A 17,278-nucleotide genomic window follows, 5' to 3' on the forward strand; every position below is an offset into this window, starting at 1 on the left:
GCAGCCCCGTGCACCTATTAGGCTCGACGCAAATACTGTAGGTTTTTATTAAGCAACTTGTTAGTCTCACCTGCCAGCCTTCCATAGGCCATCTGCAAAGCAACCAGGGATATCCGCGCCCTCTCACTTGTGCCTGGCTCTTGAGACCTCCAAGCAGCCTGAAGATAATGATTCAGTCTCTCAACATCGGACGGCAAGATACCTTCAGGTATTGGCTGACTAAGCATTGTACCGCTCTCAATAAATTCTGCTGCTTCCAACAAAGAAATAGTTTCTCTGACCAACTTTAAACGTGCCTTACTACGCTCGAATAAATTATCCGGAAGGGCCTTCAAGTGGGCAATCATTCTAGGACGCTTGTACTTTGGGTCCTCCAGACCTAACAGGCGTTCAAATTCAGAAAAATTAACGCCTGCTTGACGTCTCTCTTCTTGCAAGCGTTGACTTAACCACAACTTCGTTTGTTCCTGTCGCTGCGCGTTTGAAGGTCTACCGAAAAATACTTCACCAATCACTTTAGCGAAACGGGGCATACGACCGGTGGGATCATCACCGTTTATGGGGTCGCCCAGACAGTATCCATAGGCGTTGCGACCACCTTGGGCAAAGGGGCTGAGGGCATCCGGCGACAAAAAGCGCATCAATAGAGGGCTAAAATTTCTATGGCCATTGCCCAGTGGATAACACCCGGTCATGAAATCATACCGCTGACCATTGAAACTCACCCACGGTGCATGCTGCTTGCTGAAACCATAAGCCGTGTAAACCACAGGTCTCGCATCGTTTGCTAGTTTCATCGCCCCCCCATGCGCTTCACACACTGACCGAGGATTGAATTATCCCCCTCGTCATAAGGTTAAGTTCAACCCTATGAATCGCTACGGCCCAGTATTGAGTTAGTGCCAGCACTGGGCAACTGGTAAAAATGCCAGTCAGCCCATCTCATTGCCAGCGTTTGCCCCAGGCCTGATGCTCTTGCCACGCCATTTCCTGAACCACTGCCCTAAGCCGCACAGCCGCCCCCGGCATACACTGCGCCAGTTGCGCCAACGCCAACGGCGTCAACGCCCCCAACCGCGGGTACCCACCAATGGTCTGCCTGTCATTGAGCAGCACAATCGGCTGCCCATCTGGCGGCACCTGCACCGCTCCGAGCGGGATCCCTTCGGAGATCATCGCCGCACTCTGATAGACCAGCTGTGGCCCAAGCAATCGGATACCCATGCGGTCTGCTCGGCTGTCTAAAGTCCAATCACTGTTGAAGGCTTCAAACAGGCTCATACCGCTGAAGTCACCAATCTGCGCGCCCATCACCAGGTCGAGCACAGGCTTTGCCGAATACACGGGTCGCAACGCTTCGGGCACTTCACGCAGGGCCGGTGCTGAACCCGCAAACGCGAGCACCTGCCCTTTGCCCAGCGCTTCCCCGCGCCCATCAATGCCGCCCAGCGCTTCACGGACAACCGTGGCGCAACTGCCCAGCACAGACTCTGCCTGGAACCCGCCCGGGGCTGCAAGATAGGCCCGCACGCCCTGCTTGGGCTGCTTCAGGGTAAGGCGCTGACCTTTGGCCAGGGCAAAACTGCGCCACGGTGCCAGGGGCTGTTCATCGACCCGCGCATCCAGATCGGCGCCCGCCAAGGCCAGTACGCAATCCTGCTCAGCCACCACGCTGAATCCGCCCAGCGCTACCTCGATCACCGGCGCCCCCAGCGGATTGCCCAGCAGCCAGTTGGCCCAGTGCATCGCCACCCAGTCCAGCGCCCCACCTTGGGTCACGCCCAGGTGACGCAAGCCAAAGCGCCCGGCATCCTGCAACTGGCACAGCGCGGTGCTGGCTTCGATCTTCAACTGCGTCATGCCTGTGCCTCCAGCGGGCTGTCATCTCCGCCCAACGCCATGAACTCGGCGTGGGATACGGCCACGAAGCGCACCCGGTCGCCCGGTTGCAACAGGCTGTAGCCCTCGCGCTCACGGTCGAACAGGCGTACCGGGGTGCGCCCGATCAGGTTCCAGCCGCCTGGCGATACCGCCGGGTAAGCGGCGGTCTGGCGCTCGGCAATGCCCACGCTGCCAGCCGCCACGCGCTTGCGAGGGGTGCTCAGGCGCGGCGTGGCCAGGCGTTCGTCCACCAGCCCCATGAAGCCGAAGCCCGGCGCAAAGCCCAGGGCGAAAACCGGGTACTCGCGCCCGGTGTGCAAGCGAACCACCTCGGCCTCGGTCAGCCCGCTTCGGCTGGCCAAGGCAGGCAGCTCGGGGCCGACACTGGCGTGGTACCACACCGCAATCTCATGGCGCCGACCACTGTTGCCTGCATCAGGCTGCAGCCCCTCCAGCGCCTGGGCGATCAACGCCCTCGCCGTGCTCGGCGCCCCGTCGTATTGCACCATCAAGGTGGTGTAGGACGGCACCAGCTCGATCAACCGCTCGCCGAAGGCTGCACGCAAGCGCTGGCAGGCCGCGAGGATCCACGGCATGTTGGCTTCGTCGATGGTGTCGAACAGGCGCACCATCAGGCTGTCGATGGCGACCACTTCAATGCGCAGCTTCATGCCCGCTCCAGCGCATCGAGGGCTTGGCGGATCTGCCGCACCGCCGCCACTGAACTGTCGTTGTCGCCGTGCACGCACAGGGTGCTGGCCTGCAGGTGCAGCGCACTGCCATCGTCCGCCACCAGCGCTTCGCCACGGGCCAGGCGCAGCGCCTGCTCGACCACCAGCGCCGGGTCGTGATGCACGGCGCCAGGCAGGCGCCGCGACACCAGGTGGCCGCTGGCGGTGTAGGCCCGGTCGGCAAAGGCCTCGAACCACAGCGGCACGCCAATTTCGTCGCCCAGGGCCTGGGCTGCACGGTTATCGGCGGTGGCCATGAGCATCAGCGGCAGGCTGCTGTCGTAGGCCGCCACGGCTTCGAGCACGGCGCGCAGCTTGAGCGGGTCGGCCATCATGTCGTTGTACAGCGCACCATGGGGTTTGACGTAGGCCACCCGGCCGCCGAGCACCTTGCAGATGCCGTCCAGCGCACCGATCTGGTAGTGCAACAGGTCGCGGATTTCGTCCTGGCTACAGGCCATGGCGCGGCGGCCGAAGCCAACCAGGTCCGGGTAGGCCGGATGCGCGCCGATGGTCACCCCATGCGCCAGGGCCATTTCCACCGTGCGGCGCATGATGCCGGGGTCACCGGCATGGTAGCCGCAGGCGATGTTGGCGCAATCGATATACGGCATCACCTCGGCGTCCAGGCCCATGCGCCAACTGCCGAAACTTTCGCCCATGTCGCAATTGAGAAGCAGGCGTTCCACCACACGGACTCCCTTGTCGATGTTCATAGGCCTACCTTACCGTGACTGGAGTTGTTTGCCGCGTGTTTCCGGCAGGCTGAGCGCTGCCAGAATGACCACGCCATACGACACCGCAGAGAACACGCCAATACCCAGCCCCAGCGGCACCTTCTCGCCGAGCATGCCGATCAGCAACGGGAACAGCGCAGCGATGACCTTGCCGATGTTGTAGCAAAAGCCCTGCCCCGAGCCGCGGATGCGCGTGGGGAACAATTCGGTCAGGAAGGCCCCCATGCCGCTGAAAATGCCCGAGGCAAAGAAACCCAGCGGGAAGCCCAGCCACAGCATCACGCCATCGCTGACCGGCATCTGCGTGTACAGCAGCACGATGACGAACGAGCCCACGGCGAACAGGATGAAGTTTTTCTTGCGCCCCAGCAGGTCAGACAAATAAGCGCTGACCACATAGCCGATGTAAGACCCCACGATCACCATCGCCAGGTAGCCACCAGTGCCCAGCACGCTCAGGCCACGTTCGTTCTTGAGAAAGGTCGGCAGCCACGAGGTGATCGCGTAGTAGCCGCCCAGCGCACCGGTGGTCAGCAAAGAAGCGCGTACGGTGGTCCAGAGCATGCCAGGGGCGAAAATTTCGTAGAAGTGCGACGGCGCCTCGGCCTTTTCAGCGGCCTTGGCCTCGCGGTACACCTCGGGGTCCTTGACCAGGCGGCGCACGAAGATCACGAACACGGCCGGCACGATGCCCAGCAGGAACAACGCACGCCAGGCCTGCTCGGGTGGCAGGTAGGAGAACAGCAAGGCATAGAGGATCGCCGTCAGGCCCCAGCCGAGCGCCCAGCCCGACTGCACCATGCCCACGGCCTTGCCGCGGTGCTCGGCGCGGATCACTTCACCGATCAGCACCGCACCCGCCGTCCATTCGCCGCCAAAGCCAAAGCCCATCAGGGTACGGGCGATCAACAGTTGCTCGTAGCTTTGCGCAAAGCCGCACAGGAAGGTGAAGAACGCGAACCACAGCACCGTCAGTTGCAGGGTGCGAACACGGCCGATGCGGTCGGAGAGGATGCCGGCGACCCAGCCGCCGACAGCCGAGGCGATCAGGGTGCTGGTGTGGATCAGCCCGGCCTCGGCGGTGCTGATGCCCCAAATCAGGATCAGCGTGGGGATGACGAAGCTGAGCATCTGCGTGTCCATGCCGTCCAGGCCATAGCCGATCTTGCAGCTCCAGAAAGTACGCCGTTGCTGTTTGTCGATGTCGCGATACCAGGCGAAGGGCCCGGTCGAAGGAGGTGTAGCGACCTGCTGCTGCACGCCGGTGGGGTTCATGCTTGCCTCGGCTTGTTGGTATTGTTTTATGGGGCGACCAGATGCGTCGCGGCCTGGGCAACATTGTTCAGAGGCCGCGCGGCTTGCGTCCAACGAGAAAAACCCCCGGTCTGGAACAAGAAAAACTGATCATGAACCTTCGCTTTCTCGAAACCTTCGTCTGGGTCGCCCGGCTCAAGAGCTTCCGTCTGACGGCAGAAAAGCTGTTCACCACCCAGGCCTCGGTCTCCAGCCGCATCGCCGCGCTGGAGGCTGACCTGGGCGTCAAACTGCTGCTGCGCGATTCACGCGGCGTCAGCCTGACCCCAGAGGGCAGCAAGGTGCTGGAGTACGCCGAGCGTATGCTCGACACCGCCAAGGCCATGAAGCAGTCGCTGGACAGCGACCGGGCCAAGGTCGGGCGTATCCGCATCGGCGTGATGGACACGGTGATCCACACCTGGATGAGCGCGCTGGTGGCCGCGTTGACCGAACGCTACCCGCAGGTTGAGATCGAGCTGGTGGCCGATACCGCGCTGAACCTGCGCGAGCAGCTGCAAAAAGGCTTTCTCGATGTGATCCTGCAGACCGACCTGTTGCGCGAACAGTCGATCCGCAGCCTGGACCTGGCGCGCTACCCGATGGGCTGGATCGTCGCTGCAGGCTCGCTCCAGCAGCGCGATTATGCCTCGCTGGCCGAGCTTGGCCGCGAGCGCATTGTGACCTTTTCGAAGAACTCGCGGCCGCATCAGGAGGTACTCAGCCTGCTGCAGGGCGCCGGGGTGCAAACACCGCGCTTGAATTGCGTGAACTCGGTGGCGGCGATTACCCGGCTACTGCGTGATGGCTTCGCGATCGGTGCGCTGCCACCGGCGCTGGTGGATACGGAGCTGGGCCTTGGTGAGTTGGTGCTGCTGGAGGGCTTGCAACCCCCCCGAGCCTGGAACTGGTGGTGGCCTGGCAGACCGGCGTGGCATTGGTGGATGAGGTGGTAGGGGTTTGCCGGCAGGTGCTGGACCAGTATGCGCGGGATGTGGGGGCTCAGAGAATTGTGCTGGTTGCACCTTAGGTGCTTGCCATTGGTTATGCTGTGTCCATGAGGCCCCAAGCAACCGCCAGAGCCCGGTGCAACCTCAGCGCCAGCTTTCCTTCACCACCCTGCGCCGCCCGCCCATGATTACCCAGCCAATGGCAAGCAACAGGCTCTCGACCACGAAGGCCAGCACAAACCCGGCACCAAGGCCCCAGCCAATCGCTTCCGGCACCAGCAGTATCTGGTAGCTGTAGCCCTTCAGCGTTTCTTCACGCATTTGCGGGTCTGGCTGCACCAGCACATGCCAGGTGCGGCTGGCCCACGAACCCTGCAACGCCTGCCATTCGTTTTCCAGCAGTTCATTGCGGATCATCAGGCTTTCGATGCTGTTGGCATCACTGTTGAACACCGGGTCGTCACTGCTGCGGTAATGCCGCAGCAATGCCTGCAGGTCGCCATTGAAGAAGCGTTCGGCAGTCTGCTTGAAGCCATCAAGCGCCTGGCGCGACTCGAACAGGTGCGCCTCGACCCGCTGGCTGTAGTCGTTGATCAGCCCCGGAACCTGGATACCGGCCAGCAGGCCGAACGTGAACAGCAACAACCGCAGGTAACTTCTGAACATGCAGCGTCCTTAGCTCTGGCCTTGCGCAACGCACTCTCCGTGCCGCCACAGTGCCCATTGACCCGGCGCGTAACGCTGCCAGGTCTCGTTCTCGGTCAGGGCCTCGGTGGCAATCACCGTGACCACGTCATTGGGGGTCGTTTCGGTGTGAAAATCGACGATCAGGTCGACATCCTTCAACCTTGCAGCGCCAAAGGGTGCGCGACGGGTGATGTGCACCAGCTTGGTCGAGCAGAAGCAGAACAGCCAGTCGCCATCGCTGAGCATGCAGTTGAACACGCCCTTGCCACGGTAGCCGGCACAGGCTTCGACCAGCACCGGCAGCAGCTGTTCCACGGCGACCGGCTCTGGGAACGCTGCACGAATGCGGTTGAGCAGGTCGCAGAAGGCCGCTTCGCTGTCGGTGTCACCCACAGGCCGGTAGAAGGTGGCTTCACCCTTGAACTCACCCAATTGGCCGTTATGCGCAAAGCACCAGTTGCGGCCCCACATTTCGCGCACGAACGGGTGGGTGTTGGACAGGCAAACCCTGCCGACATTGGCCTGGCGGATATGGCCGATGACCACTTCGCTCTTGATCGGGTACCGCTGCACCAGGTTGGCCACTTCCGACTCGCTGCTCGCCGCCGGGTCCTGGAACAGGCGCAGGCCGCGCCCCTCATAGAAGCCGATGCCCCAGCCATCACGGTGCGGGCCGGTGCGGCCACCGCGCTGCATCAGGCCGGTGAAACTGAAAACGATGTCGGTGGGGACGTTGGCACTCATGCCCAGCAGTTCGCACATGCGCGTGTCTCCGGTTACAGACGAGGCTCGACCCGGCCGCCGCCAGCAGGTGCGGCAGGGGGATCGTTGCGGTAACGGTCGCGGCGTTCGGCCGACAAGGGGGCCTGGGCCGTGACGTCGGCATCCTCGACGGCCTGGCGCTTGGCGGCTGCCTCGGCTTGCTCGCGACGCTCACGGGCGCGCTTTTCCAGCGGCCAGCGCAACAGCACGAAGAGCAGGTAGAGGGCAAAGGCGATCATGCCGTACATGGCAAAGTCGGAAACCGCGCGCCAGGCGTTGTTGCCCACCTTGAAGGCAACGTCCAGGGCGGTGATGGCAATCGCCGGGGCAAAGCTGTCCTTGACCGGGTCGACGACGGTCGGGGTCAGCAGCAGCACCGCCAGGATCACCCGCAGCGGTTCGCGCAGCCAGCGCCACATCCATCCGGTGAGCTTGAAGCCCACCAGCAGGCAGCCCAGGGCGGCAAGGGCGTACAGGCCCCAGGCGAGGGTATAGTCGTTCTCGGTCATGGTGTTCGTGCAAGCCAGGCAAAGAGTTGCCTATGATAAACACTTTTCAGGGCGCAGGCGCCCCTCCGCTGTTCGGAGGCCCGCGCCGACCTCCCAGCCAAGAGAATGCAGATGCCCACCCAGCCCCAGCCCCCCATTGCCCGCGCAGACCAGTCCAGTGACCCGTATGCCTGGCTGCAGCAGCGTGACACCCCCGAGGTGCTCGACTACCTGCAGGCCGAAAACAGCTACCAGGAGGCCTGCCTGGCCCATCAGGCGCCATTGCGCGAACAACTGTTCGAGGAAATCAAGGGCCGCATCCTCGAGACCGACCTGTCGCTGCCCTCGCCCTGGGGCCCGTACCTGTACTACACCCGCACCACCGCCGGCGACGAGTACCCACGCCATTACCGCTGCCCGCGCCCGGCCGACGACTCCAACACGGTGGATGAAAGCCGCGAGCAACTGCTGCTCGACCCCAATGCCCTGGCCAACGGCGGCTTCCTGTCGCTGGGTGCCTTCAACGTCAGCCCCGACCATCGCCTGCTGGCCTACAGCCTCGACACCAGCGGCGATGAGGTCTACACCCTGTACGTCAAGGACCTGGGCAACGACCGTGTCACCGCCCTGCCCTTCGAGGACTGCGACGGCAGCCTGACCTGGGCCAATGACAGCCAGACGCTGTTTTTCGCCGAACTCGACGACACCCACCGCCCCTGGCGCCTGCGCCGTCACACCTTGGGCGGCAGCGACGCGCCGACCGTGTTCGAAGAGCCCGATGGCCGCTTCTTCCTGCATTGCTACCGCACAAGCTCCGAACGCCAGCTGGTGCTGTTGCTCAACAGCAAGACCACCAGCGAGGCCTGGGTACTCGATGCCCAAACCCCGCAGTTGCCGTTCACCTGCCTGGCGCCGCGGGTGGAGGGCCATGAGTACTTCCCCGACCACGGCCAGCTCGATGGCCAGTGGCAGTGGTTCGTGCGCAGCAACCAGGACGGCATCAACTTCGCCCTTTACCACGCCCAGGCCGACCAGGTCCCGACCCGTGATCGCTGGCAACTGCTGGTGCCGCACAACGACAAGGTCATGCTCGAAGGCCTGAGCCTCAACGCGGGGGCGCTGACCCTGAGCCTGCGCGAAGGTGGCCTGCCGATCATCGAAGTGCGCCCGCAGGGCCTGCCTGCCTATCGCGTCGAATTGCCGGATGCGGCCTACAGCCTTTACGTGCAAGACAGCCTGGAATTCGCCAGCAGCCGCGTGCGCCTGCGTTACGAAGCGCTCAACCGCCCGGCCCAGGTGCGCCAGCTGGAGCTGGCCAGCGGTGCGCAGGTGGTGCTCAAGCAAACCCCGGTGCTGGGTGTGTTCGATGCCGACGACTATGTCAGCCAGCGCCTGTGGGCCACCGCCCAGGACGGCACCCAGGTACCGATCAGCCTGGTGCGTCGCCGCGAAGACCTGGGCAAGACCGTGCCGCTGTACCTGTATGGTTACGGCGCCTATGGCGAAAGCCTCGACCCGTGGTTCTCGCATGCGCGCCTGAGCCTGCTGCAGCGCGGCGTGGCCTTCGCCATTGCCCATGTGCGCGGTGGCGGCGAACTGGGTGAGGCCTGGTACCGGGCCGGCAAACAGGAACACAAGCAGAACAGCTTCACCGACTTCATCGCCTGTGCCGAGCACCTGATCGCCGAAGGCGTGACCTCGCCCGAGCGCCTGGCGATCAGTGGTGGTAGCGCCGGCGGGCTGCTGATGGGGGCGGTGCTCAACCTGCGCCCTGAGCTGTTCCGCTGCGCGATCGCCGAAGTGCCCTTCGTCGACGTGCTCAACACCATGCTCGACCCCGACCTGCCGCTGACCGTCACCGAGTACGACGAATGGGGCAACCCGCAGGAGCCTGAGGTGTATGAGCGCATCAAGGCCTACGCCCCGTACGAGAACGTCAAGGCCCAGGCCTACCCGGCCATGCTGGTGGTGGCTGGCTACAACGACAGCCGCGTGCAGTACTGGGAGGCGGCCAAGTGGGTGGCCCGCCTGCGCACACGCAAGACCGATGACAACCTGCTGCTGCTCAAGACCGAAATGGGCGCCGGGCATGGCGGCATGAGTGGGCGGTACCAGGGGCTCAAGGATGTGGCGCTGGAGTATGCGTTTGTGTTTGGCGAGCTGGGTGTGAACTGACCAATATTGGGGCGCTCTGCGCCCCTTTCACAAACCCTCAGTCCTCCTCCACCGGCACTTTGGCCGGCTCTGGCCGTAACCCCGGCAAAGGCTGGTCTTTAGGCGGCCCCGGCACCGGCATCGGTGGCAACAGCGGCGCGCCAGGCTGGCTGTCGTATGCCTTGGGCGGCGAACTTGGGGTGATCTGCGGGTAAGGCGTGGGCGTAGGCGTGCCAGGTGCACCGGGCACGGGTGTATTGAGCCTGGGTGGCGTGCTGGCCGCTTCGGCCATGGGCAAGCCAGCCAGCAACAACGCGGCGAGGATCGCATGCAACATCAGCAACCTCCTGTCGGGAACCTTTCTACAGGCTACGCCTAAATGACAGCTTTCGCCTGTCCGCCTGGCCTGCAAGCGCGCTAGACTCAGTGGCATAACCGTCATTTGCCTGATCAGAACAAAGGAAACACCATGAGCTCGGCCTCTACTTCCGCCGCCACCGCGCGCCTCGACCGCATCCTCGCCGATGCCAAGCGCGACAAAGAAATGGGCTACCGCGACAAGGCCCTGAAGATGTACCCGCATGTGTGTGGCCGCTGCGCCCGCGAGTTCGCCGGCAAGCGCCTGAGCGAGCTGACGGTGCACCACCGTGACCACAACCACGACAACAACCCGCAGGACGGTTCGAACTGGGAGTTGCTGTGCCTGTACTGCCACGACAACGAACACTCGCGCTATACCGACCAGCAGTATTTCAGCGAAGGCTCGACCAGCACCCCGAGCATCGCCAAGGCCACCCACAACCCGTTTGCCGGGCTGGCGGGTCTGCTGAAGAAAGACTGAATATCGATTCGCCCCCCGCTGCTACCGGCGAGCCCGTATAATCGCGCTTTTTACGCGAAGGGCCCCGGTACGTGGCAAACAAACGATACAGCTGCATCGGCCTGTTCAACCCCAAGTCGGCAGAAAACGTCGGCTCGGTGATGCGCGCAGCAGGTTGCTACGGCGTCAATTCGGTGTTCTACACCGGCAAGCGCTATGAACGCGCCCGCGACTTCGTCACCGACACCAAGCGTGTGCACTACGACATCCCCCTGATTGGCATCGACGACCTGCAGCGCATCATCCCGCTGGGTTGCACGCCTGTGGCAGTGGAGCTGGTCGAAGGCGCACGGCCGCTGCCCGAATACACCCACCCGGATCGCGCCATCTACATCTTCGGGCCGGAAGACGGCAGCCTCGATGCCAGCGTGCGAGCGTGGTGTGAAGAAACCATCTACATCCCGACCGAAGGTTGCATGAACCTGGCGGCGACGGTGAATGTGGTGCTGTATGACCGGTTGGCCAAAGGCTTGAATACCCGTTCCGGGCCCAAGTTCAAATAAAAAGCCACTTCTGATGGTGCTCATGCCGGCCCCGCGAAGAGGCCAGCACAGACAAAACCAGAAGCGGCCAGGTGCTGAGCTCCGTCAGAACAGCACCGTCCTGCAATCAGCTCACGCAGCGTTGATCCAGATGGTCTTCAACTCCGTGTACTGGTCATGGGCCCAGATGGACTTGTCACGCCCACCAAAGCCGGACTCTTTGTAGCCACCGAACGGCGTCGACGCATCGCCCTCGCCAAAGCAGTTCACCGTCACCACCCCCGCGCGGATTTCCCGCGACAGGCGCAAGGCATTGCGCAGGCTGCCGGTGTAGGCCGAAGCGGCCAGGCCGTAGATAGTGTCGTTGGCCAGCTCGATCGCTTCATCAATGGTCTCGAACGACGTTACGCTCAACACTGGGCCGAAGATTTCCTCGACGAACAACCGGTTATCAGGCGTAACCCCGTCGACGATGGTCGGCTGCACGAACACGCCCTGCTCGGTCTCACCGCCCTGCACCACGTTGAGGTTCTGCTCGGCGGCATATTCCAGATAAGACTTCACCTTCTCGAAGTGCGATTTGCTGACCATCGCGCCCAGGCGGTTTTCCGGGTCGAGCGGGTCGCCCAGCTTCCAGTCCTTCAAGTGCTTGCCAATCAGGGTCAGCAGTTCGTCCTTGACGTCCTTGTGCACGATCAGGCGCGAAGAGGCCGAGCAATTCTCGCCCATGTTCCAGAACGCACCGGCGGTGACGAACTGGGCCACTTCGTCCAGGTCCTCGCAGTCATTCATGACCACGGCCGGGTTCTTGCCCCCCAGCTCCAGGACGATACGCTTGAGGTTGGACTCGGCGGCGTATTTCAGGAACAGGCGGCCGGTGTCGGTGGAGCCTGTGAAGCTGACCATCGGGATGTCCATGTGGCGGCCGATGGCTTCGCCCACTTCACGGCCACCGCCAGGCACCAGGTTGAACACACCTGCCGGTACACCGGCCTGGTGGGCCAGCTCTGCCACGCGCAGGGCGCTGAGGGTGGTTTCCTTGGCCGGCTTGACCACGATCGAGCACCCGGCGGCCAGCGACGGGGCGATCTTCCAGGCCAGCATCAGCAGCGGGAAGTTCCAGGGCAGCACCAGGCCGACCACACCGATGGCTTCACGCACAACCATGGTCACGGCAGCGTTGCCGGTCGGGGCGGTGCTGTCGTAGATCTTGTCGATCAGCTCGGCGTGCCAGCGGATGGTGTGGATGGTTTCCGGTACGTCGACGTTCTGGCATTCACTGACCGGCTTGCCGCTGTCCAGCGCTTCCAGTACCGCCAGCTCATGGCTGTGGTCTTCCAGCAACTGGGCGAACTTCAGCAGGATGTGCTTGCGCTCACCCGGTTGCAGCTTGGACCACGAACCGTCTTCGAACACGCGCTTGGCTGCTGCCACGGCAACATCGACATCCTGCACGTCGCAGGCGGCGACTTCGGCCAGTTGCTTGCCGGTGGCCGGGTTGGTGGTGACGAAGGTGCGGCCCGAGACAGCATCGCGGAATTCACCGTCGATGAACGCCTGGGTACGCAGTTGCAGGTCGGCGGCGATGGCCGCGTACTGTGCCTTGCTCAGTAATTCAGCCATTTTCAGGCACCTCCGGTGATCTGGGCAATGTTGCGCTTGAGTTCAGTGACCACGCGCTCGAGTGCCTGCTTCTCGGCAGCGTCCAGCTCGGACAGCGGCTTGCGCACGCCACCGGTGCTCAGGCCGTTCAGGGCCACGCCGTACTTGATCGACTGGACGAACTTGCCACCTTCCAGGAAGTCCATCAGCGGCATCATGGCGCTCATGATGCGGCGGCCTTTGTCGAAGTCTTTCTCGACCACGCAGGCCTCGAACAGGGCCACGTGCTCCCGCGGGATGAAGTTGGAGCCGGCGCACACCCAGCTTTGGGCGCCCCAGGCGAAGAACTCCAGGGCCTGGTCGTCCCAGCCGCACGACAGCTGGATATTCGGGCGCTGGATGGCCAGGCGGTGCAGTTGGGCCATGTCGCCGGAGCTTTCCTTGATGGCGACGATGTTTTTCACCTCGGCGACCGCATCGAAGAACGCTTCGCCCATGCTCACGCTCATGCGGCCTGGGTAGTTGTAGAGCATGATCGGCAGGCCGGCGGCAGCGTCGACCGCTTTGACGTGCAGGGCGATTTCCTGCTGGGTCGGCAGCGCGTACGGCGGGGTGCCCACCAGCAGCGCATCGGCTTTGATTTCCTTGGCGTGCTTGGCGAACGCCACCGAGTCTTCGGTGCGGATCGCGCCGGTGCCGATGATCAGCGGCAGGCGGCCGTTGAGCACGTCCTTGGCCTGGGCGGCCAGTTCGATGCGCTCTTGCGCGGTGTGGGCGTAGTACTCGCCGGTGGAGCCACCGATGATCACGCCGTGGATTTTCGATTCGACCAGGTAATCGAGCACTTCGGCGAACGCCGCCTTGTCGATCGAGCCGTCCGCAGCCAGCGGAGTGATTGCCGGGGTGTAGATGCCTTCGAATTTCACGGTAGGTTCTCCAGTGCGTTGATCAGTGTTGTAGAGGCCGCAGCGGTGCGACGCTGCGGCCGGTAGTCATGGGTTCAGGTCAGCGAAGCTGCTTGCTGCAGGTTCAGCGAACGGGTTTCCGGGGCGAGGGCGACGGAGAAGCCCAGGCCGACAAAGGTGACGGCGGCAGCGGCATACATGGTTGCGCCGATGCCATAGTTGTCGAGGGCGATGGGGACCAGCCAGGTGCCGACCGCAGCACCGATCCGCGACATGGAGGTGCCCACGCCAACGGCGCCAGCGCGGATTTCGGTAGGGAACAGCTCGTTGGGGTAGACCAGCTGCAGTACCTGGGCACCGCCAATGAACAATGCATAGGCCCCGAACAGCACCAGGATGAGCATCTCGTTGCCGTTGCTGAACGCCGCCAGGCCCAGCAGGGCCAGCCCCGACCAGAAGAAGCTGTGCAGCAGCGTGGTGCGCCGGCCAATGGTGTTCAGCAAGCGGGTGCCGACGATGCAACCGACCACGAACAGGCAGGTGATGGCGACCGAACCGATCGATGCCCAGTCACCCTTCAGGTTCAGTGCACCCAGCACTTTCGGGGCGAAGGCGTACACGGCGAACACCGGGATCACCGAGCAGGTCCAGAACATGGTGACGAACAGCATGCGTTTGCCGTAGCCGGAGTGCAGCAGGCTGAAGAACGACAGCTTGCGGGCCTTGGGCTCTTCCGGCAGGTTGCACAGCGAGAAGCCCTCGCCATAGACGCGCTTGATCACCTGCTCGGCCTCGGACGAACGGCCTTTGCTGATCAACCAGCGCGGCGACTCCGGGGTGCCCAGGCGAATGACGAACAGCAGCGCGCCGATCACCGCCGCACTGGCCAGCACCAGGCGCCAGGCATCCTCGCCTCCGTTGCGCAGCAGCGCTTCACCGACCATGTAGGCGGTAGCGGCACCGGCGAACCACAGCACGGTCAAGGTAGCCAGGCGAGGGCCGCGGTTCTTCTTCGGCAAGAACTCCACCAGCAGCGAAGTGGCCACCGGGTACTCGATGCCCACTGCGATGCCGATGGCAAACCGCAGCAGGAACAACACCAGCGCCGACTCCACCCAGAATTGCGCAAGCGAGGCCAGGATGAACAGGGTCGGGCCGACGAAGAACACCCGCTTGCGGCCAAAGCGGTCAGTCAACCAACCGCCGAAGAAGCCGCCGAAGAAAATGCCGATCAGCGCCGAGGCGGCGATCATGCCCTGCCAGAAGCTGTTCAGGCCAAGGCCTGCAGACATTTGCACCATGGCCACGCCAATGATGCTCAACACATAGCCATCGACGAACGATCCGCCACCCGAGCGCAGGGTCAGCAACTGGTGGAAGCGGTTGATCGGTACATCTTCAATCGAAATATTCGGACTTGTCATTATTGTTCCTACCACTTCATCTGCATGCACATATTCAAGGCGAGCGCGGCCGCGAAACTGAAAACACGGTTCAGCCCCGGGTGACCGGACAGCGCATCTCGATCATCAAATTCGGGCAAAGCGCGCCCGTGCCGGCTAACTCACACCCGGCGTTAAATGTTCAATGGCCTAACTCAGATAAGGATCAGCTTTCTTTGCCAGCGCGCAGTTGCCCCCACATCAAGTTTGCGTTCAAGCCCAGGGATACCAAGGGCTGCGGTGGATTTGCGCAAGGCCCGGGGGCATTGAGCAGAAACTCGATAAGTTCGTTTTTGTCGCCGGCCAGCCAGTCGGCCAGCAATGCGCCGGTGACGGTGCCACGGGTAACGCCCAAGCCATTGCAGCACAGGGCACCTACTACATTGGGCGCCAACTGGCCGAAGAACCCCATGTGATTGCGCGACAACGCCAGGGCACCGCCCCAGGTGTATTCGAAGTTCACCTCGGGCAGCATCGGGAAGCGCCGGGCAAACGACTCGCGGTGACGCTGGACAAAGCGTTCCAGGTACTTGCGGTTGCTGCGCCCGTCCGGGTTGTAGCTGAAACTGTTGCGGATCAGCAGGCGATTGTCGACGGTGCGCCGCATCGTGGTGCCGAACGGGTCGGCCGGGATCACGCCCCAGTAGGGCTTGCCCCCCAGGCGCGCCTGTTCCTCATCGGTCAACGAGCGGGTGATGCTGCCATAGGTGAAGACAGGCAGCATGCGGCCCTTGAGAAAGCCGAAACTCATGCCGAAGGCGTTGGTGGTGAGCACCAGCTTGTCGGCCGTGATCGAGCCGTTGGCATGACGCAGTACCACCTTCGCACCATATTCGACGTCGGTAATCGGGGTGTTTTCATACAACGAGACGTTGCTCGGCAGGCTGTCGGCCAGGCCTTTGACCAGCGCCGAGGGCTGCAGCAAGGCAGTGCCGGGGGTAAACAGGCCCTTGCGGTAGAAGTTGGTGCCGATATGCTCCGGCATGTCGCGGCCTTCAATCACTTCATACGGCTGGCCCAGTTTGTCCAGGCCACGGCGATAAGCATCCAGCACCGCGATGCCGCGATCTTCGACGGCCGCCTGGTATTTGCCGCAGTGACGGAACTGGCAGTCGATGCCGTAGCGTTCGATCAGCGCTTTGAGATAGGACTGGCCGCCCAGGTTGAGCTTGAGCACCGTCTTGGCGATATCGATGTCGCCGATGTAATCCTCGGCACCAATGTCATGGGGCAAGTCGATGGCAAAACCGGCGTTGCGCCCGGAGGTGCCGAAACCGACTTCCTGGGCCTCGACCAACACGATTTCGTCGTCCGGGAAGTTCGTTGCCAGCTGGCGTGCAGCAGCCAGGCCGGTGAAACCAGCACCGACCACCACCCAACGCGCCTGGCTGTGGCCACTGTGGGCCGGCCGGGGCTTACGGGGCTTGCTCAAGTGATACCAACCACAGGTGGCATCATCGGCAGGTAACGAACTTATTCTTGTCATGTCACTAACCTGGATCTTGCTGTTGACGAGCGGTCAGCGCCAGCGGCGAGACCTGGGAATCTCATAGCTGAATGGGTACATCCAGCCCTTGCGGCGCTGCGTATTCGGCCATGCGCCGGCGCGACAGCTCGAAGTGCTCACGCACCAGTTGCCCGGCGCGCGCAGGGTCGCGGTGTTCGATGGCGTGGATCATCTGGTCATGCTGATCGCAGGCGACTTCAAGGTCCTGCTGCATGTCATCGGTGGTCGGGTGGCGATAGAAAATCTTGCCCAGGCGGGCATGGTCGATAAGCAGGCGGCGCAGGCTCGGCATCAGGTAGTCGTTGTGCGCCATCTTGCCGATTTCCAGGTGGAAGGCATCGTTGTAGACCACCCGGTTTTCCACATCACGCGCCTCGATGGCCTGGCGAAACAGCACCTGGATAGCCTTGAGCGCCTCGATTTCCGCTGCGCTGGCGTTGGTGGCTGCCAACTGGGTGGTGGCGATATAGATGAGCGGCGCGGCGACGAAGAAGCTGTGCAGCGAATCATGGTTCATCGCGGCAACCCGTGGCGCACGGTTGGCTTCGAGCTCGATATAGCCTTCAGCCGCAATCTGGCGCAGCAGTTCACGCACTGGTGGGCGCGACAGGCCGAACTCGTCACACAGCGCCAGCTCGTCCACCACAGCCCCTGGGGCCAGTTCCATGCTGAGGATCCGGCGGCGCAGCGCTTCGGCGAGGACGGCCTTGCGGTCCTGCGGCGCTTCAGCGCCTGCGGGCGCACTGATGGCTTGAACGGTGGCTTTCATGGCGGCCT

At 63.0% G+C, this 17,278-nt stretch carries 17 protein-coding genes and 1 pseudogene; 4 read left to right on the forward strand and 14 right to left on the reverse strand.

What is annotated here, in order from left to right:
* Nucleotides 1-17 precede the first annotated feature (17 nt).
* The 5 genes from LOY26_RS20060 to LOY26_RS20080 all read right to left on the reverse strand — a co-directional run bounded on the left by LOY26_RS20060 (nucleotide 18) and on the right by LOY26_RS20080 (nucleotide 4,624).
* Nucleotides 18-797 (reverse strand): RHS repeat-associated core domain-containing protein, encoded by a 780-nt coding sequence (locus LOY26_RS20060; protein ID WP_186666493.1) that lies wholly within the window; start codon nucleotides 795-797, stop codon nucleotides 18-20.
* 145 nt (nucleotides 798-942) lie between these two features.
* A complete protein-coding gene (locus tag LOY26_RS20065) occupies nucleotides 943-1,860 on the reverse strand; it encodes a biotin-dependent carboxyltransferase family protein (RefSeq protein WP_258714034.1) in 918 nt (305 codons plus the stop codon).
* Nucleotides 1,857-2,552 (reverse strand): 5-oxoprolinase subunit PxpB, encoded by a 696-nt coding sequence (gene pxpB, locus LOY26_RS20070; RefSeq protein WP_186658485.1) that lies wholly within the window; start codon nucleotides 2,550-2,552, stop codon nucleotides 1,857-1,859. Before pxpB ends, LOY26_RS20065 begins: the two co-directional genes overlap by 4 nt.
* A complete protein-coding gene (locus LOY26_RS20075; RefSeq protein WP_033699740.1) occupies nucleotides 2,549-3,328 on the reverse strand; it encodes a 5-oxoprolinase subunit PxpA in 780 nt (259 codons plus the stop codon). Before LOY26_RS20075 ends, pxpB begins: the two co-directional genes overlap by 4 nt.
* Before the next feature lie 9 nt (nucleotides 3,329-3,337).
* Complete coding sequence (locus LOY26_RS20080) at nucleotides 3,338-4,624, reverse strand: MFS transporter (protein ID WP_186658470.1); 1,287 nt, start codon at nucleotides 4,622-4,624, stop codon at nucleotides 3,338-3,340.
* Between the two features lie 131 nt (nucleotides 4,625-4,755).
* Here LOY26_RS20080 and LOY26_RS20085 point away from each other — a divergent pair.
* Nucleotides 4,756-5,672: pseudogene (locus LOY26_RS20085) on the forward strand (LysR family transcriptional regulator).
* Between the two features lie 64 nt (nucleotides 5,673-5,736).
* On the opposite strand, the gene LOY26_RS20090 reads toward LOY26_RS20085, so the two are convergent.
* Genes LOY26_RS20090 through LOY26_RS20100 form a run of 3 tightly spaced genes read right to left on the reverse strand, consistent with a single transcriptional unit; the run spans nucleotide 5,737 to nucleotide 7,550 of the window.
* Nucleotides 5,737-6,258 carry a DUF2937 family protein gene (locus tag LOY26_RS20090; protein WP_258714035.1) on the reverse strand — a complete coding sequence of 174 codons (522 nt, stop codon included), beginning with the start codon at nucleotides 6,256-6,258 and terminating at the stop codon, nucleotides 5,737-5,739.
* A gap of 9 nt (nucleotides 6,259-6,267) precedes the next feature.
* Entirely contained in the window at nucleotides 6,268-7,041 is a 774-nt protein-coding gene (locus tag LOY26_RS20095) for a class II glutamine amidotransferase (RefSeq protein WP_033699748.1), read from the reverse strand.
* A gap of 14 nt (nucleotides 7,042-7,055) precedes the next feature.
* Nucleotides 7,056-7,550, reverse strand: coding sequence for a hypothetical protein (locus LOY26_RS20100; RefSeq protein WP_033699750.1), 495 nt, complete (start codon nucleotides 7,548-7,550; stop codon nucleotides 7,056-7,058).
* A gap of 111 nt (nucleotides 7,551-7,661) precedes the next feature.
* On the opposite strand from LOY26_RS20100, the gene LOY26_RS20105 reads away from it, so the two are divergent.
* Nucleotides 7,662-9,704, forward strand: coding sequence for a S9 family peptidase (locus LOY26_RS20105; RefSeq protein ID WP_186701761.1), 2,043 nt, complete (start codon nucleotides 7,662-7,664; stop codon nucleotides 9,702-9,704).
* Nucleotides 9,705-9,741: 37 nt separating this feature from the next.
* Here the strand turns inward: LOY26_RS20105 and LOY26_RS20110 are convergent, their stop codons facing one another.
* Nucleotides 9,742-10,020 carry a hypothetical protein gene (locus tag LOY26_RS20110; RefSeq protein WP_186658456.1) on the reverse strand — a complete coding sequence of 93 codons (279 nt, stop codon included), beginning with the start codon at nucleotides 10,018-10,020 and terminating at the stop codon, nucleotides 9,742-9,744.
* A gap of 132 nt (nucleotides 10,021-10,152) precedes the next feature.
* On the opposite strand from LOY26_RS20110, the gene LOY26_RS20115 reads away from it, so the two are divergent.
* Both LOY26_RS20115 and LOY26_RS20120 read left to right on the forward strand, forming a co-directional pair.
* The gene (locus tag LOY26_RS20115; protein WP_027594605.1) at nucleotides 10,153-10,524 is read left to right on the forward strand and encodes a YajD family HNH nuclease; all 372 of its coding nucleotides are present in this window, start codon (nucleotides 10,153-10,155) and stop codon (nucleotides 10,522-10,524) included.
* 71 nt (nucleotides 10,525-10,595) lie between these two features.
* Entirely contained in the window at nucleotides 10,596-11,066 is a 471-nt protein-coding gene (locus LOY26_RS20120; RefSeq protein ID WP_033699757.1) for an RNA methyltransferase, read from the forward strand.
* Between the two features lie 111 nt (nucleotides 11,067-11,177).
* Here LOY26_RS20120 and LOY26_RS20125 read toward each other — a convergent pair whose 3' ends face one another.
* The 5 genes from LOY26_RS20125 to LOY26_RS20145 form a co-directional block, all read right to left on the reverse strand.
* Nucleotides 11,178-12,668: an aldehyde dehydrogenase gene (locus LOY26_RS20125; RefSeq protein WP_186658453.1), complete on the reverse strand. Its 1,491-nt coding sequence runs from the start codon at nucleotides 12,666-12,668 to the stop codon at nucleotides 11,178-11,180.
* Nucleotides 12,669-12,670: 2 nt separating this feature from the next.
* Nucleotides 12,671-13,573, reverse strand: a complete 903-nt coding sequence (locus tag LOY26_RS20130; protein WP_186666219.1) for a dihydrodipicolinate synthase family protein — start codon at nucleotides 13,571-13,573, stop codon at nucleotides 12,671-12,673.
* A gap of 74 nt (nucleotides 13,574-13,647) precedes the next feature.
* Nucleotides 13,648-14,976, reverse strand: coding sequence for an MFS transporter (locus LOY26_RS20135; protein ID WP_186658447.1), 1,329 nt, complete (start codon nucleotides 14,974-14,976; stop codon nucleotides 13,648-13,650).
* Nucleotides 14,977-15,160: 184 nt separating this feature from the next.
* On the reverse strand, nucleotides 15,161-16,480 hold the full coding sequence (locus LOY26_RS20140) for an FAD-binding oxidoreductase (RefSeq protein WP_186666221.1): 1,320 nt from the start codon (nucleotides 16,478-16,480) through the stop codon (nucleotides 15,161-15,163).
* Between the two features lie 61 nt (nucleotides 16,481-16,541).
* Entirely contained in the window at nucleotides 16,542-17,270 is a 729-nt protein-coding gene (locus tag LOY26_RS20145) for a GntR family transcriptional regulator (protein WP_186658443.1), read from the reverse strand.
* Nucleotides 17,271-17,278 lie beyond the last annotated feature (8 nt).

This window comes from Pseudomonas sp. B21-047 (genome assembly GCF_024748775.1).
Taxonomy (GTDB): domain Bacteria; phylum Pseudomonadota; class Gammaproteobacteria; order Pseudomonadales; family Pseudomonadaceae; genus Aquipseudomonas; species Aquipseudomonas capeferrum.